Below are 24,594 nucleotides of genomic sequence, written 5' to 3'. Positions count from 1 at the left end.
TTCAAGGTGCGAAAGCTTTGAGGAGTATGAGCAGATGTCGCAGGCAAATTTTTCTCTTGTACTCAATGCGGAAGCAAGATATGCCGCCCAGCAAATGGAGCAGGAGCTTAACATACCTTTTATAGAGCTTGCGAGAGTTTTTCAGGCTGATAAGATATCTACGCAGTATCGTCTGCTGGGTCAGGCGATAGGAACGGAGCTTTGCGATAAAGAGTATTATGAGCAGACAATGGCTCTTATAGATGATTTCAGAGAAAAGCATAAAGGGCTGTGCTTTGCAGTGGGCGAGTTTTCCAACTGCGACCCTATAGAAATGGCATTGGCTCTTATAAGATACGGCTTCAAGGTGGCGGAGATATTCGGCACTGTGGGGGAGCGAAATTTCGGCTTTGTGAAAAAGATAGCACAGCTTTCCCCTGAAACAAAAATATATTCAAACCTCTCGCCAACAATGCTCTTTTATGAGCCTGACGAGAGGGTGAACGTTTATATCGGCAAGGATTGTGCCTATTATCACCCTGACATAGCAGGAGCAGACTTCAATGACGAGATCCAGCCTTTTGGCTATGCAGGTGTAAAAAAGCTGTTTTGCGACCTTGAAAAGGCGCTTGATTGGAAAGGAGCGGAGGATAAATGAAAAATCTTTTGAAGCTTTTGTCACCCTTTGCCCCTGACCAATCAGGTGCATCGGCAGTGCTTTACGAGCTTGGAGGACTAATGGTAATATGCGACGCAGGCGGCTGTGCAGGCAACGTCTGTGGCTTTGACGAGCCAAGGTGGTTTACCAAAAAGAGCGCAGTTTTCAGCGCGGGGCTTCGTGATATGGACGCAATTTTAGGACGTGACGACAGGCTTATCGAAAAGCTCTCCAAAGCCTGTGAGCAGATATCACCTGCTTTCACCGCCATAATAGGCACACCTGTGCCTGCTGTCATCGCAACAGATATGAGAGCGTTGAAACGAATGGCAGAGAAGAAAACAGGACTTCCTTGCATAACAGCCGAGTGTACAGGCACGAACTATTATGACAGTGGCTCAGAGCCGGTGTGGATAGAGCTTTTCAAGACCTTTGCCACTGAGAGCAAGCCTGTTCAGAAAGGCAGGCTTGGCATTATAGGTGCAACGCCTTTGGAGCTTAGTATCATAAGCCCCGAGAAGATAGTGGCGGAATATAAGGCAAAGGGTTGGGAGAATGTTATATGCTACGGCATGGGAAGCTCCCTTGATGATGTGAAAAATGCGGCTGCGGCAGAGATGAACATAGTCTGTTCAGCGGCGGCAATAAAGGCGGCGGAGTATCTCAAAGAAAAGTTCGGCACGCCTTATGAGATAGAATATCCACAAAGCTGTCTGCCTGAGGAGATAGTGCAAAAAGCTTATAACTTTACGGATAAAAACGTCCTTGTGATACATAACCAAACAGCGGCTGACGCTGTAAGAAAGCTTATCACAGAAAAAAGCGGCAAGTGTCATTGCACATCGGCAACGTTTTTTATGCAGAAAAAGGAGCTTTTGCAGCAGAGTGATTTTTTCCTTGCAGACGAAAGCGACCTTTGCGACAATGTTGGTGATAACTATGACGTTGTTATTGCAGACAAGACCCTCAGACGTGTTATGAAAAATTTCAGCGGCGAGTTTATAGACTTTCCGCATTTCGGACTTTCAGGCAGACTTTTGCAGGGAGAGAGTGAAAAGATATGACAGAAGAAATTATAGAGCGTCTTGAAGAATATCTCGGCTCAGAGGAGTTTGAATATGAAGCTGAAAACTGCATGGAGGAGCTTGACGAAAGCGGTGAGGGGATAAATGCAGTTTTGCCCCTGCTTAGATTTCTGGAAAGACACCCCATGGCTGATATCAGCATGACAAGTGCCGTGGTGAGATATATGGAGCAGTTTTACGGCAGAGGTTATGAGAACATTCTCATGGACTCCGTTCGTCGCAGACCTACAGTGCATACTGTGAGAATGTTAGGCAGGCTCAGAAATGCCGCCATAGATGAGGGTCAGGACGGCGAGGAGTTTGAGGACGTGCTTATAGACGTTCTCAGCAGTGAAGCAGAGGACGAGATAAAGGACACCGTCAGGGAGCTTATCTGATGAAAACTGAGATGATTCGTGTTTATGGTATCGTTCAGGGCGTGGGCTTCCGACCTTTTGTTAGCCGTGAAGCGTCAGACCTTGGACTTTGCGGCACTGTGGCAAACAAAGGCTCTTATGTTGAGATACACGCACAGGGCAGTGAAAAGGCTGTGGAGGAGCTGAAAAAAGCCCTTGAAAGCCGTCCCCCTGAGCGTTCGGTGATAATGGAGATAATTTCAGCCCATGCCGACGAACCGCCTTTTGACAGCTTTGAGATAATCGAAAGCGAAAAGGAAAAAGGTGATATTTTCGTATCCCCTGACATCGCTGTGTGCGAAAAATGTAAGGGAGAGCTTTTCGATAAAACAAACAGAAGATATCTCCACCCTTTTATAAACTGTACTCAGTGCGGTCCAAGGCTCACTATTATGGACTCTATGCCTTATGACAGAGTTCGCACCACAATGGCTGACTTTCCAATGTGCAAAGACTGCGAGGAGGAGTACACCGACCCTGCCACAAGGCGTTATGACGCCCAGCCTGTGTGCTGTAACAAATGCGGTCCGGAGGTCTATATCATAGGCAGTGAAAAGAAAGGCGCTGAGGCTATCACAGCCACAAGAGAAGCCGTCATGGCAGGAAAGATAATCGCTGTCAAAGGCATAGGCGGTTTTCACCTTTGCTGTGACGCAAAAAACGAGAGCGCAGTGAAAAGGCTCAGAGAGCTTAAAAACCGCCCTGCAAAACCACTTGCCGTTATGCTGAAGGATATTTCTGCCGCAAGGCGTGAGTGCGATTTTGGCGAAGTGCAGGAAAAGCTTCTCACAGGCTGGCAAAAGCCTATCGTGCTTCTTGATAAAAAAACTAGCGGAAGCCTTTGCGAAAGCGTTGCACCCGATAATCCTACAGTGGGAGTAATGCTCCCCTATGCCCCTTTGCACCTGCTCCTTTTTGATTACGATGACGGCGTGGAAATGACCGACAGCCTTGTTATGACCAGCGGAAACGTCCGTGGCGCACCTATCTGTCGAAGCGACGAGGACGCACTCAGCGAGATTTCAGGCTTCTGCGACCTGATATTATCCCACAACAGACGTATCTTGATACGCTCAGACGATACTGTCATGGACACATTTGAGGGCAAGCCTTACATAATAAGGCGTTCAAGAGGATATGCCCCATTGCCTGTTATGACATCATGCAGTGATAAAGGTCAGACCCTTGCCATAGGCGGTGAGCTTAAAAATACTTTCTGTATCAGAAAGGGAAGCCTTTATTATCTCTCTTCCTATGTGGGGGATATGGCGGATATCCGCACTGTAAAGGCGCTTGAGGAGTCAGTAAAGCGTATGTGCGAACTTCTGGAAGCAACACCCCGAAACGTAGTCTGTGATATGCACCCCAAATACAATACAGTTGCATTTGCCGAGGGGCTTGACCTGCCTCTGAAAAAAGTCCAGCACCACTATGCTCATATCCTATCCTGCATGGCAGAAAACGACTATAGTGAAAAGGTCATAGGCGTATCATATGACGGCACAGGCTTTGGCACAGACGGCACCATATGGGGAGGAGAGCTACTTCTCTGCGACCGCACAGGCTTTGAGCGTATGGGAAGCATAAAGCCCTTCATGCAGGTGGGCGGCGACCTTTCCTCTAAAGAGGGCTGGCGTATCGCCGCAATGATTGCAGGCTCAGCCTATGGGGAAAGGGGCGGAGAGATCTGTGAAAAGCTTGGTATTTGTACAGCGAAAGAGTACAAGCTTCTGTCCATAATGGCAGAGAAAAAAGTAAACGCAGTAAGCTCCACAAGTGCAGGACGGCTTTTTGACGCCGCTTCTGCGGTGCTTGGCATAAGGCGTTCTTCAACCTTTGAGGGCGAAGCTTCCATGGCGTTGCAGTTTGCGGCAGAAAAATTCAGCCGTGAGTCGTTTGGCATTTACGAGCCTATGGAAAAGCTCACTGCCGAAAAAGAGGGCAGGATAATGCTCTGCACTCAGGCTCTTATCAAGCGTCTTTGCCAGGGTATGCAAAATGGTGAGGATAAAAACCGCCTTGCCTATGAGTTCCATTCACTTCTTGCGGACATGACCGCACAGGCGTGCAGAACCATAAGCGAGAGAACAGGCGTAAAGGTCTGTGCCTTGAGCGGGGGAGTTTTTCAGAACAAGCTTCTGCTTAAAATGGTGAAGTGCCGCCTTGAAAAAATGGGACTTAGAGTGCTTATCCACAGCCTTGTGCCTGCCAATGACGGTGGTATAGCTTTGGGACAGGCGTTTTATCTGAATGAGGAATGAGGAGTGAGGAGTGAGGAATTAAGGTATCGCCTGCGGCGATGATTTTCTTATTCTGTAGGGGCGACCTTTGGTCGCCTGAGGCTGTTTAAAAATACCAAAATAACAGGCGAACGCTGTTCGCCCCTACATATAAACAGCGTATTTACGCCAATTGTAGGGGACGGCGCCCTCGACGTCCCGCTTTTGTCGAACTTTTTCAATAAGCTGGGGCGACCTTGGGTCGCCTGTGTATCTCATTTTTTGCTCTGTGATTTCGACTTGGTGATATAGATTAAATTTTTTGGAGGTATTAATATGTGTGTAGGTTTATCTGCAAAGGTAGTAAGTGTAAACGAGGGCACTGCTGTTATTGACGCAAGCGGTGCAAAAAGAGAGGTATCTGCTGACCTTATCGACGATCTCGAGGTAGGGGATTATGTCATGGTACACGCAGGGGTGGCTATCGCAAAGATAACCTCTGACGATAGCGAAGAAACTGACGAGATAATGGAGAGTATCCAATGAACACTATAGAAAATGCAAAGGAGATAATAAGCTCCTACAAACGTGAGGACGGCAAAAAGCTTCGCATAATGGAGGTCTGCGGCACTCACACCCACGAGATTTTCAGGCTTGGCATAAGAAAGCTCCTTCCTGAGAGCGTTGAGCTTATCTCAGGTCCCGGCTGTCCTGTGTGCGTTACCCCCATTGGCTTTATCGACGAGGCTTGTATGCTCGCCCTTGAAAAAGGTGCGGTGATATGCACTTTCGGTGACCTTATAAGAGTACCCGGTACAGAAATGAGTCTTGCAGGAGCAAGGTCAAAGGGTGCTGTGATAAAGACAGTTTATTCGCCCCTTGACGCAGTTTCATATGCCGAAAGCCATAGGGATGAGCAGGTGGTATTTCTCGCCGTTGGCTTTGAGACCACAACCCCATCAGCCTGCCTTGCAGTAGAAAAAGCGAAAAAGCTGGGACTTGAAAACTTCTCTATTCTTGGTGCAAACAAGACCATGCCAAACGCTTATAAGGCTTTGGAGGGAAGCGCAGACGCATTTTTGTATCCCGGCCATGTCAACGCTATCACAGGCACAGCCGTGTGCGAGGAGCTTGTGAAAAAGGGCGTTTCAGGCGTTGTTACGGGCTTCACGGCTGCTGAACTTCTTACGGCTCTTGCTGTTACCATAGAGCTTTCTCAGCGTGGCGAGCCGTTTTTCAGAAACTGCTATCCTAGAGTGGTAAAGCCCGAGGGCAACCCTGCCGCCATAAAGCTTATGGAAAAGGTCATGACCCCATGCGACAGCGAGTGGCGTGGACTTGGTATCATACCAATGTCAGGCATGATACTCCGTGACGAATATGCCGACTTTGACGCACGAAAGAAATTCGCCCTGCCGAAAATAACAGGCAAGCCAAACCCAGCCTGCCGCTGCGGAGATGTTTTGCAGGGCAAGTGCAAGCCCTCGGATTGTAAAGTTTTCGGCAAGGTCTGTACACCGCTGCACCCTATAGGTGCGTGCATGGTGTCAAACGAGGGCGCTTGCTCAGCATATTATCAGTATGGCAATTTGTAAAATAAACTATCCGAAAAGAGGAATAATTATGACAGATAAATTTGTTACCCTTGCCCACGGCGCAGGAGGAAAGCAGACTTCCGAGCTTATCGACCGTGTTTTTAAGGAGCATTTCGCTAACCCTGACCTGACCGCCGACGATGCCGCCGTGCTTTCCATGGAAAAGGGCAAGATAGCATTCACCACAGACGGCTTTATAGTTTCTCCATACGAATTCGCAGGGGGAAATATCGGCAAGCTAAGTATTTGCGGCACTGTGAACGACCTTTCCTGCATGGGCGCAAAGCCTTTGTATCTCTCCTGTGCTTTCGTTATCGAGGAGGGCTTTCCAATGGATAAGCTTGAGGAGATAGCCGCCGCCATGGCAAAGACCGCTAGGGAAGCAGGTGTCGAGATATGTGCAGGTGACACAAAGGTGGCAGGAAAAGGTCAGGTAGACGGCGTTTTCATTACCACTACGGGCATAGGCAGGATAATGGACAACGCCAACACCTCAGGCAAGCTTGCCAAAGCAGGCGACGCCGTTATAGTGTCAGGTGATATCGGCAGACACGGCTGTACCATACTTTTAGCTCGTGACGAGTTCGGCATAGAGGCAGACGTAACAAGCGATTGTGCACCCCTCTGGGCAAACGTAAAAGCAATGTTCGACGTTACAAACGATATCCACGTTATCCGTGACGCAACAAGAGGCGGTGTAGGCACTGTTCTTTACGAGATAGCAGGTCAAAGCGGTGTGGGAATAACCCTTGACGCTGAGAAAATACCGGTGGCAGACGAGGTGAAAGGCGTGTGCGGTATGCTGGGCTTAGAACCATTGTATCTTGCCTGCGAGGGCAGACTTGTTATATTCGCACCAAAGGACAAAGCGGAGGATATCGTTTCTGCCCTTAGAAAGTGCAAAAACTCAGAGAACGCCGCTGTCATAGGCGAGGTCACAGAGGATAACGCAGGCAGAGTTGTAATGAAAACAGAGATAGGCTCACAGACCCTTCTTCCACAGCCGGGCGGAGAGCTTCTCCCTAGAATTTGCTGATATAAAAAATATTCTGCATAACACGTTGGCACATTGTAGGGGCGAACAGCGTTCGCCCGCATGATTTTATCGCAAATTTATGTTGATAAGCCACTTCTTCGGAATATTGAGCCAAATATTGTGCGGATATCGTGAGTTTGTCAGGCAAACAAAGCGGGCGAACACTGTTCGCCCCTACATATATTGAATATAAAAAACGGAGCTGTTCGGTTTATTTGAACAGCTCCGTTTTTGTTATCTGTAAGCTTTTATAGCATCTATAGTCTTTGTTATATCCTCGTCACTGTGAGCATAGGAAACGAACATTGCCTCGAATTGCGACGGTGCAGTGTAAATGCCGCTTTGAAGCATATGGCGGTAGTATCTGCCGTAGCTTTCCGTGTCGCAAGCCCTTGCCTCATCATAGCTTTTCACTCTCTCGTCATTGAAAAATACCGTCATAAGCGAGCCACAGCGATTCACGTTCAGACCCTTTTCCCTTATGGCATTCTCTATCATAGCCGACTTTTTGTCAAGCTCCTCATAGAAGTTTGGTATGCTTTCTATCTGCCTGATAGTTTCTATTCCTGCCGCCACTGCGCATGGGTTTCCCGACAGCGTGCCTGCCTGATATACCGAGCCTAGTGGTGCAACGCACTGCATTATCTCAAGCTTTCCCCCATAGCAGGCAAGGGGCATTCCTCCGCCCACTATCTTGCCCAAAGTTGTCATGTCAGGGGTAACTCCGAAATATTTTGAAGCTCCTCCCTCTGAAAGCCTGAAGCCTGTTATCACTTCGTCAAATATAAGCACAGTGCCGTGCTTTTTCGTTATCTCTCTGAGAAATTCAAGAAAACCCTTCTCAGGCGGAACAACGCCCATGTTCGCCGCGCATGGTTCAACGATAAGTGCGGCTATTTCGCTGCCGTATTCCTCAAAAAGCTTTTCCACAGAAGCAGTGTCATTGTATTTTGCAAGAAGCGTGTCCTTTGTGCAGCCCTCAGTCACTCCTGCACCCGATGGGATAGCCTGCGTCATAAGTCCAGAGCCTGCCTTTACAAGCAGTCCGTCCGAGTGACCATGATAACAGCCCTCGAATTTTATTATCTTGTCCCTGCCAGTATATCCTCTTGCGGCTCTTATTGCGCTCATGACAGCCTCAGTGCCTGAGTTTACGAGCCTGAGCATTTCCATAGACGGAAAGTGCTTTTTAATAAGCTCCGCCAAGGTTATCTCGCCCTTGTGGCAAGCACCGAAGGTAAGCCCCTTGTCGCAGGCGGCTTTCACAGCATTTATCACAGGCTCACAGCAGTGACCGAGAATGTTCGGTCCCCATGAGCATACATAGTCGATGAACTCGTTTCCGTCCTCGTCCCATATCCTTGACCCTTTCGCATGGTCGATAAAAAGCGGAACAGTGCCCACCGCCTTGCAGGCTCTGACAGGGCTGTTCACTCCACCGGGCATAAAACCGCAGGCAGTTTTGTAAAGCTGTTCAGACTTAGCAGTTTTCATGTCAGTTGTTCTCCTTTATCCATTTTGTGGCGTCAAGAGCATGGTATGTTATGATAATGTCCGCACCTGCACGCTTTATAGCAGTGAGATTTTCAAGAACGATACGCTTCTCGTCTATCCAGCCAAGCTGTGCCGCCGCTTTTACCATAGAGAACTCACCGCTTACGTTGTATGCCGCAATAGGCAGATCATATCTGTCCCTGGCGGCTCTCAGGATATCAAGATAACAAAGTGCAGGCTTCACCATTACCATGTCAGCACCCTCCTCGATATCGTCCTCTATCTCACGGAGAGCCTCACGTCCGTTGCAAGGATCCATCTGATATGACTTTCTGTCGCCAAAGCATGGTGCAGATTCTGCGGCGTCACGGAACGGAGAATAATATCCCGAAGCAAATTTTGCACTGTATGACATTATAGGAATATCAGTAAGAGCATTCTCGTCAAGCGCCGCCCTTATTGCCGCAACTCTGCCGTCCATCATGTCGGAGGGTGCGATAATATCAGCGCCGGCCTTTGCAAGGCTCACCGCCATTTTGCACAGAAGCGGCAAAGTGCTGTCATTGAGTATCTTGTCGCCCTTGACAACTCCGCAGTGTCCATGGCTGGTGTATTCGCAAAGACAAACGTCCGCAATAACGAGCATATCAGGATAGTGTTCCTTGATGTATCTTATTGCCTGCTGTGTAACGCCCTTGTCATTGTAAGCCTCCGTTGCAAGCTCGTCCTTTTTCTCTGGTATGCCGAAAATAAGCAAGCCCGATATCCCACTGTCTGCTATCTGCGGCAATATCTGCTCCAGATTGTCGATAGAATACTGATAAACTGTTGGCATAGAGTCAACAGGCTTCATGATGTTATTGCCTTCTGCCACAAAAATCGGGTAGATAAAGTCTGCCGCATTTAATCTTGTTTCGCAAACCATTCTTCTCATTGCTGGGTTTGCCCTTAATCTTCTGAATCTTCGCATTTTTATCTTCCTCTCACTTATCTGAAAGTATCTTTTGTATTATTCCCTCTGCCGTGCTTTCTGTTGGAAGCAGAGGGCCATTTATACCGTATTTTTCAAGCTCTGCCGCCGTCACTTCGCCTATGGCGATACACTTTGTATTCTCTGATAAGCTTCCTCCACCACGGAAAAAGCTCCTCACTCCGCCTGCACTGGCAAACACAGCGTAGTCATCATCTATCTTCTCGCCTGTGCTGTAAACAGGCTCGTAAATATGAACATCATCAAAGTTCAGCCCTTTTTCAGCCAATGGCTTAACAAGCTCCGCTGACCCCTCCGAGGAGCGTACTATAAGAAGCCTGTCCTCACAGGTAAGAGTGCCCGAGAGCGTATTTCCAAGAGCCACGCTGTTGAATTTTTCAGGCATTATGTCTGCATAAAGCCCAGCCTTTTCAAGCTTCGCCCCAGTGCCTTTGCCTATGACAGCTATCTTCACTCCGTTTAGCTTTCTTATGTCAATACGGCTTTCTCTGAGCCTTTTCAAAAATATCTCCGCACCATTTGGACTTGTAAGAGCAACATGGCTGTAAAAGCCCTCTGCAAGCCGTTGGAAAGCTTTTTCCGTGACCTCATCGTGAAGCTCCCTAAGCTCAAATCCGCCGCAGCGGTGAGCATAAGCCCCAAGGGCATTGAGCGACTTTATAAGCCGCCTTGAAAGCCCCTTTGTGGCAGTGACAGCCACAGAAACTCCATACAATGGAGGCAGGTAGGTAGGCGAAAGATCAAGCCCGGCGGTTTCTCCAACTATTATCACCGCAGGCGCAGGCAGATCCTCTTTCTTCACCTTTTCGGCAATGTCGCCAAGACAGCCCTTTACAGCCCTCTGCTCAGGGGTAGCCCCTTTTGATATCACCGCCGCAGGAGTATTTTCGTCCATGCCGTTTTCAATGAGCCTGCCTGCTATCTCAGGGAGATTTCTAAGCCCCATAAGAAAAATAAGCGTTCCACCGCATTTTGCATAGCTTTCAAAATGCTCAGGGAGCAGGTCGTTCGCAGTGTGACCTGTTATAACATGAAAGCTCCTTGAAAGTCCCCTGTGGCTCACCGGTATACCTGCAAGCTCAGGCACTGCCACCGAGGAAGTCACCCCCGGTATAAGGCTGTATGGTATGCCTGCGGCTTTGAGTGCAGTTATCTCCTCGCCCCCTCTGCCGAACACAAAAGGGTCGCCGCCTTTTAGCCTGAGAACAACACCGCCCTCTGCGGCTTTTTCCACAAGAAGCGTGTTTATCTCCTCCTGCGTGGAACTGTGTCTGCCTGCACGCTTTCCAACGCATATTTTCTCCGCACCGTCCTTGCAAAAGTCAAGCAAACGGCTGTCTATAAGGCTGTCATATATCACCACGTTACAGCTTTTCAGAGCCTCATAACCTCTCATTGTGATAAGGTCATAATCTCCACAGCCTGCCCCTGCAACTATAACTCTGCCGCTCATAGCTTATCAGTCAGCTCCTTAACAAGTTCAAATCTTTTTTCTATCTCTTTTTCGCCCTGAGCAAAATGCCCCTTGCCGTCTGAAACAGTGAGAGATATCTTTTCCCCATTTATCTCGCTGTATGCCCCCACAGGCACAGTGCAGTCCGCACCCAGAAGTCTTATCACCTCACGCTCGGTTTCAAACCTGAGCATAGTTTCCTTGTGTGATACCTGCGAAATTATCTCAGCCGCCTTGCTCTCCTTTGCACATTCCACTGCAATTATAGCCTGACAAGGTGCAGGCAAAAGCTCCCAAGGCTCAAACTCTTTTACCTCGTATTCCGAAAGGGAAAGTCCCAAACGCTCCGTTCCTGCCGCACAAAGTATTATGCCGTCATAAAGCCCATCGGAAAGCTTTTTGAGCCGTGTACCAACATTGCCTCTTATATCAGCAAACTTTGCGTTAGGATAAAGCCTTGCAAAGCCCCCGCGTCTACGCTGACTTCCTGTGCCAACAGTGAAAACATCACAATCGTTAAATACAACGCCTTTTTTGGTCACAAGCATATCACGATAGTTCCCACGAGGGCAAACTCCTGATATCTCCAGACCCTCGCCCAGCGTAACAGGCAAGTCCTTTGCACTGTGTACTGCAAAGTCTATCTCTCCGCTTTGCAGAGCCTGTTCTATTTCCGTGACGAACACACCCTTGCCGCCTATCTTGTCAAGAGGTCGGTCAAGCTGTCTGTCGCCCTTTGTGGTGAAGGTGACTATCTCAGTATCACATTCAGGAAATGCCGCCTTTATCATGTCAAGTACCATATAAGTCTGCGCCATTGCAAGTGGACTTTTTCTTGTGCCTGCTCTCAGTTTCATTTTTGCTCCTTTATCATCTCTATAAGCTGTTCCTCTGTTGGAAGCACGTCACTTTCAAGGCATATTTTCAATGCCTCTGCCATAGCCTTTTTCCTAGCCTGCTCCGTGGATATATTTTCAAGTGCATAGTCACGGGCTTTTCCCATGACATTGCATATATCCCCAAGCCTGCCCCCTGTCTGCGATTGGATCGTCTTTCTCAGGTGAGAAGCAAGGGTAGGGCTTTTTCCGCCTGTTGAAATGCCAATGCACACGTCCCCCTCTGTAACAATGGCAGGGAAGAAGAACGTACAGCTCTCAGGGTCATCAACTGCGTTGCATGGAATGTGCCTTTGCCTGCAAAGTTGAGAAATGTGCCTGTTTACACCGCTGTCCCCTGTGGCAGTTATCACAAATGTACTGCCGTCTATGTCGCTGTCCTTAAAAGCACGCTCAAACAGTGTTATCATGCCCCTGTCTGCAAGTTCTCTTATCTCACCGCAAGCTTTTAATGCCACCACCTTTATTATAGGCGAAAAGTCAAGAAGCTTTTCGAGCTTTCTCAAAGCTACCTGTCCGCCACCCACCACAAGGCATGGCATATTCTCAATATTCGCAAAAAAAGGAAAGTATGGCATTGTCATTCTCCGTATTCTTTTATTACTTCTATAACCTTGCCAAAAGTCTGTGAATCAAGCTCCGACTTTAGCCTGAAAAAAAGATCTTTCGCCGAAACCTCGCAAAGTCTTCTGTCAAGGCTCTCAAACTGCGGAAGAAAATCATGGAACATAAGCTGTTTTTCAAGCTCGTCAGTTTCCTCGTCAATGATAAGCTTTGACCTCTCCACGCTGTCAAGCTTTTTGAGATTGTTTTCTTTGGCAAGCTCCGTGAAAAAGTCCATGTCTATAAGCCTGGCCCCTGCAAGCTTTTCTACGGCAGGGTCAATATCTCTCGGCACTGCAAGGTCTATAAAAAGCTTGTTTTCATTATCACTGAGCATATCCGCCGTAACAGTGTAGTGTGGGCTTGAAGTCGCCGAAATTATGCAGTCACATTCGCCAATGCGCTCATATCTCTTTTCGTATGGTATAAGCTCAAGCTTTGGATCGTCTGAAATATATTCCAGCGCATTTCTGTGAGAACGTGCCGTCGCAAGCACAGTTACGTTCTTGTATGAAAGAAGATTTTTCAAGACCAGCGAGCCTATCTCACCGCTCGCTCCCAAAAGCATCACCCTGACATTATCCTTATAATGTGCCGCTTCCTTAGCCGCAAGAGTAGCCGTGGAAACGGAAGTCTTTGAAAGCTCCGTCTCCGTCTTTATTTTCTTCGCACAAGCGATAGCCCCTTGAAATATCATGTTCACCTCAGAGGAAAGCCCAATGCGCTCCCTTGAAAGATCATATGCACGGCGAACCTGTCCAAGTATCTCGTCCTCACCTATGACCGCTGATTCTATACCGCACGATACGCTGTAAAGCCTTTTTACCGCCGTCTTGTCTGTGAATATCATGACCTTGCGTTTGAGCTTTGCGATCTCCACTCCGCTTTGTTCGCAAAGAAGCCTTATGCCCTCCTCAGGTGTTCCGCAAAAGTAAAGCTCCGTCCTGTTGCAGGTGCAAATAAGCACAGGTGAAAGGTCCTTTACGTCAAAAAGCAGCTTTTCACACTGAGCACTGTCAAATGTGAAAAGGCTGCGAAAGGCTTGTCCGCAAAGCTTGTGATTTACGCTTATGCAGGTGAAATTTTTCATTTTTCTGTGTTATCTCCTGACTTTTCGGGATAAAGTGCGTCATAGTCAAGCTTGGTGAATCTGTGATATGTTATGCCGCCCAGATCGTCCTGCAAACAGTATCGGCAGCCGTCAGGTTCTCCGTCTGGAAAGTATGCAAGCAGGTCAAATTCATCATCAGGTGCAGCAGTTATTACCGCCTTGTCATTGTATTTTCTGAATATCTCAGCCGCTCTTTCAAGAGAGCACCCCTCTTTTACCGCTCCGATAAACTCCACAAGGAACGGGCTTGCCTCCACCTTTTCGTGGATAGCCCTCACGCTCTCCTCTGATACCGTAACAGCTATCCTGCCGTCCTGAGCAAGTGAAGCCTTGCATGAAAGTATCTCGCTTTTGTATTCGTCTATGGCTTTTATCATTTCCTCAGCCGTAAGCTCGCCCCCTGTTATGGCGTTGAGGGAGTCAAGAGGATAAAAAAGCGTCACCGCATTAGGGGTAAACCCAAGCTTTATCTGCGACTCTTTTATAGTATCAGTTATATTCTGTTCAAGCTTTATAAGCTCTGTCATGAAAATTCTCCTTTATACATAATTCCTATAGGCTTTGTATGTTTTTATAATATCACATATTTCTCATGTTGTCAACCTTGTTTCCTCGCCTATATATTTTTTCAGTGCATTGATATAAAATTCCGTCAGTGGATTAGAAAGTACCTTTTTGTGAGTAACTATGCCAATGCGCATCGACCCCTCCGCTTCAAGGGGAACAGCCACGATATCACTGCCGTTGAGCTTTTCGTCAATAACACCGCTGCAAATGGTGTAGCCATTAAGACCGATAAGAAGATTAAAAAGGGTCGCACGGTCACGGACACGGATATTCTTTGGTCGCTTTATGGTGCTGAGTATCTCCTCCGAGTAGTAGAAAGAGTTGTATTCCCCCTGCTCAAAGGATAAATAAGGGTAGGGGAGCAGGTCGTCAAGGGTCACAGACTTTTTCTGCGCAAGAGGATTTGCAGAGCCTACAAAAACGTGTGGCTTTGCAGAAAATAGCTCCGTGAATTTAAGCTCTTTGGACTTTATCTCCTTTGAAAGCACAGGCTCGTTGAAATCGTTGAGATAGAGTATGCCAAGCTCGCTTTTCATTCTTGCCACGTCCTCGATTATCTCGTGGGTCTGCGTCTCACGAATGCTGAAATCATATTCATCTCCGCCAAACTCTTTTATAAGGTCAACAAAAGCGTTCACCGCAAAGGAGTAATGCTGAGTGGATATGCAAAACTGCCTTTTGCCGTGTTGTTTTCCGCAGTATTTTTCTTCAAGCAAACTCGCCTGTTCAAGCACCTGCCTTGCATAGCCCAAAAAGACTTCACCCTCTTTTGATACCGTTATGCCCTTGTTTGTGCGTATGAATATAGTGATATTCATTTCCTTTTCAAGCTCACGGATAGCGTTAGTAAGACTAGGCTGAGAAATAAAAAGCGACTGCGCCGCCTCGCTGACAGTACCTTTCTCCGCCGTAGCCACCACATATTTAAGCTGCTGTAAGGTCATATCTCCACCCCTTTTCAGATATATCCTTATTATATAGCGTATTTATGAAATTTTCAAGTGGAGATAAACTATTGCTGTCCTATTCTTCCATATCTTCTGTGCTGATAAACACACTTTTGCCAAACAGCTCTTTTCTTATGCGTTTTTTTGCTGATCTGTCACTATCGTAAACGTCCGTAATGTAGATGTATTGGTCGCTGACATCGTATGCAAGCTGAAAGCTAGGGTTAGGGTCAACGTTTACGAAAGCTTCTTTTTCTTCCTTTTTGGTGAACTTTCTTTTTGGATAAAGCTTTCTGCATTTTTCTTTTGAACAGCTCACTCTTGCAGCTTCAATGATGTAATAATTGCTTTTCTCAGGATAATACACTGTCAGCTCTGCACAGAAGAAAAACGCATTTGCGCTTATCTTTATACATTCGTTTGGAACAGCTATCTCTTTCAACTTGTGACAATCGTAAAAAGCACAGTCCCTTATTTCTCTAAGACTAGGTGGCAAGATCATATCCGTAAGACATTTACACTGATGAAAAGCATGACTTCCAATGACCTTTAGCCTTTCTGGCAATTTAACGCTCGCAAGGCTTTCGCAGTTTTCAAAAGTATAGTCATTTATCACTTCCACATTTGCAGGCAGAACGATACTTTCAAGCTTCTCACAGCCGCAAAAACACCCCTCTCCCATAAAAGTCAAGCCCCAAGGGAGCGTTACCGATATTAATGACACATTCTCATAAAATGCGTATTCTCCTATCTCGCACAGGCATCTTGGCATAAAAACATTTTCTAGCCTACGGCATTTGTAAAAAGCATAGTCGGCTATCTTCAGCGTTATGGGTAGTATCTCGACCTGCTCCCGTTCTTTAGGACAGCTTATAAGAACAGTGCGTTCTCTGTTGTAAAGAACTCCGTCAGTAGAATAATATCTGTCACTTTTCGCTGAAGTCGTTATTTCTTTTGAAATATAGTTGTATTTGAAAAAGCCCTTTTCTATAAACTGAATGTTTTCCGAAATATACAGGCTCCTCAGCTTCCTGTCACCGAATGTGTTTACGCTTATATCCGTCACCGCCGTGCCGTTGATGAACGCAGGCAGTGAAACGTCAGTCTCCGCACCATGATATTTCATAAGCTTTATCGTTCCATTCTTTGTGAATATGTATTCCCACTCTCTGCTTTTCAATGTGATCAGACCTTTCCTTTTATTCTTATCACATTATACAAATATCAGTGGGTATAAAATTGGACATGAAAAAGCGCATAACGTACACACTGCAACGTTATGCGCTTATGTTTCTATCTCATCATCTCTATATCCTCATAAAGCCCCTCTATATCAGCTTTAAGCCGTCTTATCTCATGAAGACGATGTCGGTATTTTTCACCGATCTCTCTCTGCTCCTCCAAAGTCGGCAAAGGTATCTCACACTCTTTCAACCCCTTTGTGTGCAATATCCTTACTACCTTTCCGCTGCGACAGCCGTCAAGCATAGCCTTTCCCTCTGCCGATGAAAGATAAGCCGCAATATAGTAAGGGTCAGCCTTCTCCTTGTCAAGTCCTATCCTTATCAGCGTGGGTGAAACAAGAAGCTTCCTGTCCCCCATATCGCCTGCACATACCACCTTGAAATTCTTGTCCGTGGTAGAAAGTATCACATCTCCGTCCTTTATGGCATATTTCTCAAAACGCTTGCTGTCATAAACTATCTCAATGCAGTTTTCCGCAATAACGCCGTCGTCAATGTCCACAAGCCTTAGATATTCGCATGGCTTAGTAAACTCATTGTCCGAAATATAACTCTCCGCCATAAGTCCATGACTTATCTCTTTTATGATATCTCCGAAATTAACTGTATTTACATTCATTTTAGTCACCTCTCTTGATTTCCATACATCTCAGACAATGCCGAGATCTCTTCTTTTACAATATCCACAGCCCTCTTTGGCGAGGTCAGCTTCACAGCTTTTCTGTTAGCTATCGCCCAGCGTACAGCCGTCTGGATATTTGCCCTGAACGTCACGTCATAGATATCGTCATTACCTATGACCTTATTGCAGGTGAACTCATTCCCGAATGTATCAAGCACAAGACTTATGTCTTTCTTTTTTATGTTGATATGTACACGCTCCACAGTTCCGTCAAGCATATACCTGTTAAGATTTTTGTATTGCACAGGCTTCAGATCCCTCGGAACATTGCTAAGCGTCTTTACATCTCTCATAGAGCCGTCCTCTTCGCAGATACTCGCCTTTAGGATCTTGTCTATCCTGAAATGACGAAGATCATTGTAACGAACATCACTTGCAAGGAGATAGTAAAAGCCGTCTACCATAACGATGCCATAAGGGCTGAGCATAACACGTTGAAGCTTTATACCGCTCTGTGGGTCGCTCTTAGTGAGAAGCTTGCCGTTCTTGTCATAATCGCTTATGGTAACATCAAGCTTCCTGTTGGTGTTCATAGCCTCTTTGATATTTTCTATCACCAAGAAAATGCTCTTGTTGCCATAGTGAAAGGTCTCTCTGAGATTGGCTTCCTTGCTCTTTGTGTTACCCGTAGATAAGATGTTTATCTTTTTTATCAGATCCCTCACATAGTCCGCAGGGAGCATTGGCGAGTATATGATGCTGTCTGCCAGAAACTCATATTCCTCAGCGGTGATGTCAGAGGCGTAGTAAATATCTGTGATGTATTTTTTATCGCTTTTATCATCATCATCGTTGTCATTGTCTGCGATGAAAACATTGCAGCTTTCATTGCCTATTATGCTCTTCAAATGCTGAGCCACCGTCTTGCGGTTAGGCTTTATGCCAAGCTTTTCCTCAAGATAACCGCAGATCTGCTGCTGAGTAAGGGGGTGCTTTTCGTCACTGTGTTCTTTGAGTATCTCAATGATCTTGTGCGAAAGCATATCTGTTTTTGTATATGACATTTTTGCCCTCCTGTTCTGTGATATCTTTCTTTCAATATATCACTTTTGCTTTATTTTGTCAATTGTGTGCCGCCAAGTTTTTGTATCATAAAAGGATACATCACCTGCTTTAGCACCCTAATAGGCAGCCTGTGCCCGAAATCCGCTGTCAGCATATTTTCCTCGCCGCCATTTCTGCGGTGTATATCTTGCTCTTATCCATTGTATCAAGTCCTTTCTTTTTGTGTTGCTCTTATCATACCACCCACCATGGGTAAAATTTCGGATATTAAAAACTTCCGCTATGTCCACATTTTTGAACATTCCAGGTGCTATAATGCAGATACAGACGAAAAACAAGAATGAGAAAAGACCACGGAGGCGGATTTTTATGCGTTGTTACAGAGCAAGATGTATACTTGAAGAGTCTATTATCAGAAGAACAAGGGATAATGAAGAAGAGTACGATATATTCTTTGATGAGAAAAACCAGCTTATAAACGAGTTCAATGAAATGGCACGCACCATGTCCAACAGAAACTGTGCCTTTATATCAAGCGCCGTAAAAGATCAGGCGACCATAGGGGTAATGATGACAGACGTTGAAGCCGACGTGAAAGCCTATGTAAAGAACTTCTTTTCATTTATAAAGCTTGAGTGCGTGGATATAAGCTTCGAGGAAATAACAGTGGAAACGTTCAAAAGAATGATCCCCAACGGCTATCATGATAATTTCAAGTTCGATGAAGACCTGCTGAATGACTATGAACTGGACGATCTGTTCAGTAACTATAGAAGATCGTACATAAGTGAAAATATAACAAAGTCCATTGATAAAAAAGACGCTCTCGCCGTAGCAAAAAAATATCTCTGCTCAGAAACCTTTGAGCCTGAGCTTAAAAGAATATTCAGAAAGAACAGCGTCGGTGTGACAAAAGGCATACCGGTACATTATTTGATCCAAAGCGATAATGCCCATAGTCTTGCCGATACCCTTGTAAGCTCCCTGTATTCAAATAACAGACTAGGCTGTGCAAGATATACCGTCCTCGACCTTTATAATTTATCAGCCCGAAGCTCAGATATCCGTGAACTGTTCCGTGTCTGCAGCGGCTCTACCATCATAATGAATTGTTGTGGTTTAAAGTGTACGAACAGCGATAATTGTACAGCCGATGAAACTATCCCCGATATCCTCTTTGACCTCATCAATGCCTACAAAAACGAGATACAGTTTGTTTTTACCTTTTCAAATGACGGACCTTCTCTCCCTGACGCTGTGGAAGAAAAGCTCGGCGCTATCACATTCGTGAAGCTTGCGGACGATACTGTAGAAAACGAAGCCGCACATAAATATCTCAGAAAGCTTTGCAGAGAAGAGAATACCTCCTGCGATAAAGACCTCCTTTCCCTGTGCGCAAAGGATACCCCATATAGAGCAAGCGAGCTTATGGGTATGTACGATACTTGGTATTCAAATGTCCTGAAAACAAAAATCTATCCCCAGTATTCAAACTTCAAAAAGCTCTATGACAGGGAAGAAGCCAAGGAGATAAAAGGCTCTGCCTACAGCGAGCTTCAGGAGCTTATCGGACTTGATTCCGCCAAGAGCGTTATCGAAAAGGCGATAACATATTCAAAGGCGCAGAAAATTTTTGCCGATAAGGGCATGAAAGAAAGCCGAACAGCCATGCATATGGTGTTCACAGGCAACCCCGGCACAGCAAAGACCACAGTTGCAAGGCTGTTTGCAAGAATACTCAAAGAAAATGGCGTGCTTTCTAAAGGCGACCTTATCGAGTGCGGACGTTCCGACCTTGTTGGAAAATATGTTGGCTGGACAGCCGTTCAGGTGAAGAATATGTTCAAGAAAGCTAAAGGCTCAGTGCTTTTTATCGACGAAGCCTATTCCCTTTGCGATGACCGCTCTGGCTCTTATGGCGACGAAGCCATAAACACTATCGTGCAGGAAATGGAGAACAACCGTGACGATATGGTAGTCATTTTCGCAGGCTATCCAAAGGAAATGAACGACTTCCTCGACCGCAACCCTGGCCTGAGATCAAGAATTGCGTTCCATGTCAATTTTGAGGACTATACCGCCGAGGATCTTCTTAGTATCGTCCATCTTATGGCTAAAAACAATGAACATAAGCTTGCCGACGACGTTGATGAAACGCTCCTGCCTTTTCTTGAAAGGGTCTGCAAGAAGCCGAATTTCGGCAACGGCAGATTTGCAAGAAATCTTATAGAGGGAGCACTGTTTGGTCAGGCACTCAGGCTCACAAGGCAGAATTTCAGTACCATGACAATGGACGATATCGTGACCCTAAAAGCCCGTGACTTTGACCTCTCCGAGGACGATACCCTCGAAGAAGAGCCAAAGCATATAGGATTTAACAGATAAAGAAAGGATAATTTTTTATGGCAAAAATTTTTACACAGGATATGGCAAAAAGAATGGTGGCTCATCAGATAAAGACTTCCTATAACTCGGGCTATCAAGTATTTATGATACCGGAGGGCTTTACAACGATAGGAAAAAGCGCCTTTGAAAATATGGATATCGACAATGTAATATTCCCTGCGTCCCTAGAAGTTATCGAGGATAACGCCTTTAAAAACTGCAGCCTGCGAGAGGTGCGTTTTCCTGAACAGGTCAGATATATAGGCAACAGTGCCTTTGAGGATTGTGTATCCCTCCACAATGTCGAGTTTGAGTATGACCTTATAGAATATATAGGTGATCGTGCTTTCTATAACTGCATAAGTCTTACTGACATTAACAGCACATACAGTATCGAAATACCGAGGAGCGTAAAATATATCGGCAGAGACGCTTTTGCACGTTCAGAGAGCTTTTATGAAGACGAACACCTTGACTTGACTATACTCTCAAACCCTGATATAAAGATCGACTGCTGCTACTCCCACGAGCCTATAGACCTTTCTGCCTTTGCCACGAAGCCAACAGCACAACACTTCGCAGAGTATGGCGTAATAAGTGCCAATGAGCAGTATGGCGGCGAAAGATATGTTTTTACTGGATATAACGCCAAAGAGCTTTACGCAGATTATATCCTTAACCGAAAAGACCCATATGAAGATTTTATTGCCAGAATACCCGAGGGCGTTACGTTTATATGCGATAGTGCTTTTGAGCATATGCCTGTTGACGAGGTGATATTACCAAATTCTCTTCAAGCTATCGGCGAGGATAGCTTCTCAAGCACTAATATCTCAGAAATAGTTATCCCACCAAACGTTGAGAGTATCGACCGTTTTGCATTTGCCCGTAATGAATTTCTTGAAAAAGTCACAATAAACAGCGACAAAATATCCAAAATGGATGCGTGGTTTGACGATTGCCCAAGCCTTGAAAGCATAACAGTTCCCCCTTGTATCAAAGAGATCACAAGCTATACATTTGACAACTGCATCAATTTAAAAAATATCGAGATAAGCGAGGGTGTTGAGAAAATAGAGTGGAATGCCTTTGACAACTGCAAAAGCCTTAAAAAGCTCGTTCTCCCTACCACCATAAAGACCCTTGAAAATGGCTGGGGCAGAGGACTTAATACAGGCAAAACAGGAGAAGTGACCGAAATAATATTCAAAGGCCACGAGGATTGGAAGATACCAAAGGGTTATCATATCAAAAGCTATAAGGAGGGCAAGCTTGATATAGGCAAGTGTTTTCCTGAGGGAGGCAACAACCCTGCAAAAATAAAATATTTCACCACCGAAGAAATGCTTGAAGAAATAGAAGAGCTTTATAACAGAGCTGTAAGGTATGAGGAAGGCAACCCCGACAGAAAATATGATGATGAAATGAACAGATATTGGCATATAGCAGTTTTTTATAAGGATATATATGTTTCAAGCGACCCCGCAGGCGACCATGTAGGCGAATCTTATCACCATTTCACCATTGGCGGAAACACCCGAAAGGAGCTTGAATATATTCTTTCCCACCGAGAGGGCATACTCTTTTCGTTCATAGAAACATACCTGCCCGATGTGGATATGTACTGTATTTACTGTGACGATGAGGAGTTCGATTGCGATCAGGACGATGTAGCCTATAATATAGAGGACGCTTTCTTTATGAGAAAATACGCCCCCGGCCTTAAAGAACTTCCAATGAACCTTATCACCAGACTTAGACTATGTGAGGAGCGTAAAAGATGATATATGTAGTTGGCGACCTCCACGGAGATCTTTCAAAAATAAAAAAGCTCCATGAGGATAAGAAGCTTAGTAAAAGCGATACAGTTATCCTCCTCGGAGATACCGGACTATCAAGCACATATGAAATGTTTGCCACAAGCCTTAAAAAACAGCTTGCGGCTATCCCCACAAATTTTCTCTGCGTCCGAGGAGAATTTGACGCACTGAATTCTATTACCTATACAGAATCAGAGCGTTGGCATCTTCATATAACAAATGGCAAGATACACGATAACAGCTATAAACAGAAAATATGGAACTGTGGCAAAGGTGATTATGAAGAAGCCTATCCCAATATCCTCTATGCCAATGACGGCGAGATATTTGTTATCGAGGATAAAGCTATCCTCACCATAGGCGGAGCTTGTATGCAGAATAAACAGTGGCGGTCAGATATCTTTGGCATAGAGTTTATTCCCGATAAGCCTCAAAAAGTGGTCAAAGATAAAGCAAAATTCAATCTCGAGCAGTATGGCTGGAAAGTGGACTATGTTGTGACCCATACCTGCCCCTATGAGTATAGACCAACAGACCGCTATATCCCTGACCTGAACACCGCCAAGTGCTTCAAACGGCATTATGATAACGAAAAGTTTCTTTCCAAAATAAGAAATAAGCTTGTCTATGAAATGTGGCTCTGCGGACATTTCCATTTAGATCGTACTGTGGGCAACGTGAGATTTCTCTATGACGATATCTATGAGATAAAATAAAGCGCAGGCACTATGGAGCATACGCTCTGTAGTGCCTGCTTCCGTCATTTTTGACCCTCACAAAATCAAGCTCATCAAGCCCGAACAGCCTTGTAAGCTCCGCCAACATCTCCTCACTGTTCAGCGCAGGATTAAGATATATCACAGCCTTGCCGCCCTTTATCTCCACTCTGCCCCGAGGATAATAATTGTACTCTTTCCCATGTGTTACGTTTTTCGGCAGTCCCTCCCAAGTCAGCCTGTGATTGAAATTATCCCCCGACTTTGAGTTAAGTCCACTGCCGTCACCAATAACATTTCCCGATTTGTCGCACTCTAACTTCTTTGTATATAATTCACCCTCGATAAGCCAGAATATTCCCTTGTATATCATATTATTCACCTCAATATGATAATACCGTTTCCTATGTCCTAAATTGCACACATAGGTTGTGATATTATAATATCAGTGAAAGGGGCGATACCATGGTAACATCAAAATCAGTTGAAAAGAACAACGAAGAATGGTACAACAAAACCGTGCAGATATTTGAATGCTCGTACCGCACAGACGCAAGCTTTGTGATATCTCACATAAAGTCTGCTCAGAAAAAGTTCACCTGCCAAGGCTATCTTATCACAGCCGCAAAAGGGAAGCCCCTCAAAGTCTTTTCGGGCGAGAGTGAAGCAATAGAAAAGCAGTTGCAAAACAGCAAGATACCATATTCACAGCTTATCACAGTGCAAAATAACAGGTCCTTGCAAACTGCCTATATAGCCTATACCAAGGATAAACAAAAGCTCACAGAAGCCCTGAACAACAGCGGCTTCACCATCATAGAAGTTGTGGACAGCTTTATGTCAGACTATGATAAAGTAATGATAAGAGTTGCCGAAAACATCTCACAGCGTCATTTGTTTGACAGCATAGGACTATGGTAGGGAGGTGACAGCATCGTGACGATCCCCTGCGAGCGAAGCCCACCAGATTTGGTGTGCTTGACTAAAAAATCCCCGCCCTTGACTTCCACTTTATGAGTACGGCTGTCTTTAGGAACATTATTAAGTTTGAGATATTGTCATCAATTTGTACGAGTGTAAAGATAATCTTCCATATTTGATATAAGTAACAAACTTCTATTAAATCTCTATTGTCACTTCTTCATATCTACTACTATCTTCGGAACATTTAACTCTAATAGTCAGCTCTTGTTCATCTTCTAGGACTTCATAATAGTGTTTTTCAATCGGATCATAGTCACTTTGCAAAGCCAATGGCTCATCAACTTTTTTCATTACTGCTCCGTTCCTGCAAATACATATATCACACCTGTTTCCGAACATTGTTCTGTTCACACGGGCAATTACTGATATATCATCAGATGAATATATGATATGATTTTTCCAGTCAGAAAACATATCTCTACCAACAAAACTGATTATTACCGCAATTATCAATAAGCCGAATATTTCGATCTTTGACAGGGCACCTTTTTGGTATTTTATTAGCTTTACGATCGTCAATGCTATCACAAGGTACGACAGATAAGTGCATAAAAGCAATACGCTGATATGGTCGCTGAATAGCTCGTAATACCTGTTTACAAATAGCAACAATAGAATGAAAATCAGTAAAAATGTATTTATCTTAGTGAGCACATTATATTTTTTCATAAGAACGACCTCTTAGTAACTTATTTTACATAATAGCGCTAATTTTGTTATAATAATTGA

Annotated in this window: 24 protein-coding genes; 11 read left to right on the top strand and 13 right to left on the bottom strand. The window is 45.2% G+C overall.

What is annotated here, in order from left to right:
* From QVO88_RS03285 to hypE, 7 genes are all read left to right on the top strand, one after another.
* On the top strand, positions 1-637 hold a 637-nt coding region (locus QVO88_RS03285; RefSeq protein WP_369678560.1), incomplete at its 5' end, for a nitrogenase component 1.
* Positions 634-1,701 (top strand): nitrogenase component 1, encoded by a 1,068-nt coding sequence (locus QVO88_RS03280; RefSeq protein WP_022287104.1) that lies wholly within the window; start codon positions 634-636, stop codon positions 1,699-1,701. The genes QVO88_RS03285 and QVO88_RS03280, both read left to right, overlap by 4 nt.
* Positions 1,698-2,099, top strand: a complete 402-nt coding sequence (locus QVO88_RS03275; protein WP_022287103.1) for a hypothetical protein — start codon at positions 1,698-1,700, stop codon at positions 2,097-2,099. Before QVO88_RS03280 ends, QVO88_RS03275 begins: the two co-directional genes overlap by 4 nt.
* On the top strand, positions 2,099-4,378 hold the full coding sequence (gene hypF, locus QVO88_RS03270; RefSeq protein ID WP_022287102.1) for a carbamoyltransferase HypF: 2,280 nt from the start codon (positions 2,099-2,101) through the stop codon (positions 4,376-4,378). The genes QVO88_RS03275 and hypF overlap by 1 nt, the downstream gene beginning before the upstream one ends.
* 294 nt (positions 4,379-4,672) lie before the next feature.
* Positions 4,673-4,882 (top strand): HypC/HybG/HupF family hydrogenase formation chaperone, encoded by a 210-nt coding sequence (locus tag QVO88_RS03265; RefSeq protein WP_022287101.1) that lies wholly within the window; start codon positions 4,673-4,675, stop codon positions 4,880-4,882.
* Positions 4,879-5,931 (top strand): hydrogenase formation protein HypD, encoded by a 1,053-nt coding sequence (gene hypD / locus QVO88_RS03260; protein WP_022287100.1) that lies wholly within the window; start codon positions 4,879-4,881, stop codon positions 5,929-5,931. Before QVO88_RS03265 ends, hypD begins: the two co-directional genes overlap by 4 nt.
* A 28-nt stretch (positions 5,932-5,959) precedes the next feature.
* Positions 5,960-6,967 carry a hydrogenase expression/formation protein HypE gene (gene hypE, locus QVO88_RS03255; RefSeq protein WP_022287099.1) on the top strand — a complete coding sequence of 336 codons (1,008 nt, stop codon included), beginning with the start codon at positions 5,960-5,962 and terminating at the stop codon, positions 6,965-6,967.
* Positions 6,968-7,201: 234 nt separating this feature from the next.
* Here the strand turns inward: hypE and hemL are convergent, their stop codons facing one another.
* The 11 genes from hemL to QVO88_RS03200 form a co-directional block, all read right to left on the bottom strand.
* Entirely contained in the window at positions 7,202-8,461 is a 1,260-nt protein-coding gene (hemL, locus tag QVO88_RS03250; RefSeq protein WP_022287098.1) for a glutamate-1-semialdehyde 2,1-aminomutase, read from the bottom strand.
* A 1-nt stretch (position 8,462) separates the two neighbouring features.
* Positions 8,463-9,431, bottom strand: a complete 969-nt coding sequence (hemB, locus tag QVO88_RS03245; protein ID WP_022287097.1) for a porphobilinogen synthase — start codon at positions 9,429-9,431, stop codon at positions 8,463-8,465.
* Between the two features lie 13 nt (positions 9,432-9,444).
* A complete protein-coding gene (gene cobA / locus QVO88_RS03240) occupies positions 9,445-10,905 on the bottom strand; it encodes a uroporphyrinogen-III C-methyltransferase (protein WP_022287096.1) in 1,461 nt (486 codons plus the stop codon).
* Complete coding sequence (hemC, locus tag QVO88_RS03235; protein WP_022287095.1) at positions 10,902-11,762, bottom strand: hydroxymethylbilane synthase; 861 nt, start codon at positions 11,760-11,762, stop codon at positions 10,902-10,904. Before hemC ends, cobA begins: the two co-directional genes overlap by 4 nt.
* Positions 11,759-12,379 carry a bifunctional precorrin-2 dehydrogenase/sirohydrochlorin ferrochelatase gene (locus tag QVO88_RS03230; protein ID WP_022287094.1) on the bottom strand — a complete coding sequence of 207 codons (621 nt, stop codon included), beginning with the start codon at positions 12,377-12,379 and terminating at the stop codon, positions 11,759-11,761. Before QVO88_RS03230 ends, hemC begins: the two co-directional genes overlap by 4 nt.
* Positions 12,380-12,381: 2 nt before the next feature.
* Entirely contained in the window at positions 12,382-13,494 is a 1,113-nt protein-coding gene (gene hemA / locus QVO88_RS03225; protein ID WP_022287093.1) for a glutamyl-tRNA reductase, read from the bottom strand.
* Positions 13,491-14,042 (bottom strand): DUF3877 family protein, encoded by a 552-nt coding sequence (locus QVO88_RS03220; RefSeq protein ID WP_022287092.1) that lies wholly within the window; start codon positions 14,040-14,042, stop codon positions 13,491-13,493. Before QVO88_RS03220 ends, hemA begins: the two co-directional genes overlap by 4 nt.
* 63 nt (positions 14,043-14,105) lie before the next feature.
* Positions 14,106-15,026 carry a LysR family transcriptional regulator gene (locus QVO88_RS03215; protein WP_022287091.1) on the bottom strand — a complete coding sequence of 307 codons (921 nt, stop codon included), beginning with the start codon at positions 15,024-15,026 and terminating at the stop codon, positions 14,106-14,108.
* 79 nt (positions 15,027-15,105) lie between these two features.
* On the bottom strand, positions 15,106-16,209 hold the full coding sequence (locus QVO88_RS03210; RefSeq protein WP_022287090.1) for a leucine-rich repeat domain-containing protein: 1,104 nt from the start codon (positions 16,207-16,209) through the stop codon (positions 15,106-15,108).
* A 113-nt stretch (positions 16,210-16,322) separates the two neighbouring features.
* Positions 16,323-16,892 (bottom strand): restriction endonuclease subunit S, encoded by a 570-nt coding sequence (locus QVO88_RS03205; protein WP_022287089.1) that lies wholly within the window; start codon positions 16,890-16,892, stop codon positions 16,323-16,325.
* A 5-nt stretch (positions 16,893-16,897) separates the two neighbouring features.
* Positions 16,898-17,959 carry a YafY family protein gene (locus tag QVO88_RS03200; protein WP_022287088.1) on the bottom strand — a complete coding sequence of 354 codons (1,062 nt, stop codon included), beginning with the start codon at positions 17,957-17,959 and terminating at the stop codon, positions 16,898-16,900.
* Between the two features lie 370 nt (positions 17,960-18,329).
* On the opposite strand from QVO88_RS03200, the gene QVO88_RS03195 reads away from it, so the two are divergent.
* Genes QVO88_RS03195 through QVO88_RS03185 form a run of 3 tightly spaced genes read left to right on the top strand, consistent with a single transcriptional unit; the run spans position 18,330 to position 22,881 of the window.
* Complete coding sequence (locus tag QVO88_RS03195; RefSeq protein ID WP_022287087.1) at positions 18,330-20,345, top strand: AAA family ATPase; 2,016 nt, start codon at positions 18,330-18,332, stop codon at positions 20,343-20,345.
* Positions 20,346-20,362: 17 nt separating this feature from the next.
* Positions 20,363-22,129, top strand: a complete 1,767-nt coding sequence (locus tag QVO88_RS03190) for a leucine-rich repeat domain-containing protein (RefSeq protein WP_022287086.1) — start codon at positions 20,363-20,365, stop codon at positions 22,127-22,129.
* On the top strand, positions 22,126-22,881 hold the full coding sequence (locus tag QVO88_RS03185) for a metallophosphoesterase (protein WP_022287085.1): 756 nt from the start codon (positions 22,126-22,128) through the stop codon (positions 22,879-22,881). The genes QVO88_RS03190 and QVO88_RS03185 overlap by 4 nt, the downstream gene beginning before the upstream one ends.
* Before the next feature lie 10 nt (positions 22,882-22,891).
* Here the strand turns inward: QVO88_RS03185 and QVO88_RS03180 are convergent, their stop codons facing one another.
* Complete coding sequence (locus tag QVO88_RS03180) at positions 22,892-23,254, bottom strand: hypothetical protein (protein WP_022287084.1); 363 nt, start codon at positions 23,252-23,254, stop codon at positions 22,892-22,894.
* Between the two features lie 92 nt (positions 23,255-23,346).
* On the opposite strand from QVO88_RS03180, the gene QVO88_RS03175 reads away from it, so the two are divergent.
* The gene (locus tag QVO88_RS03175; protein ID WP_022287083.1) at positions 23,347-23,802 is read left to right on the top strand and encodes a hypothetical protein; all 456 of its coding nucleotides are present in this window, start codon (positions 23,347-23,349) and stop codon (positions 23,800-23,802) included.
* A gap of 198 nt (positions 23,803-24,000) precedes the next feature.
* Here the strand turns inward: QVO88_RS03175 and QVO88_RS03170 are convergent, their stop codons facing one another.
* Positions 24,001-24,534 (bottom strand): hypothetical protein, encoded by a 534-nt coding sequence (locus tag QVO88_RS03170; protein ID WP_022287082.1) that lies wholly within the window; start codon positions 24,532-24,534, stop codon positions 24,001-24,003.
* Positions 24,535-24,594: the final 60 nt, after the last annotated feature.

Source organism: Ruminococcus sp. CAG:57 (assembly GCF_000435935.1).
In the GTDB taxonomy this organism is placed as follows: Bacteria; Bacillota; Clostridia; order Oscillospirales; family Ruminococcaceae; genus Hominimerdicola; species Hominimerdicola aceti.
Note: the sequence above shows the minus strand (reverse complement) of the source record. Positions and strands in the feature narration are given on the sequence as shown.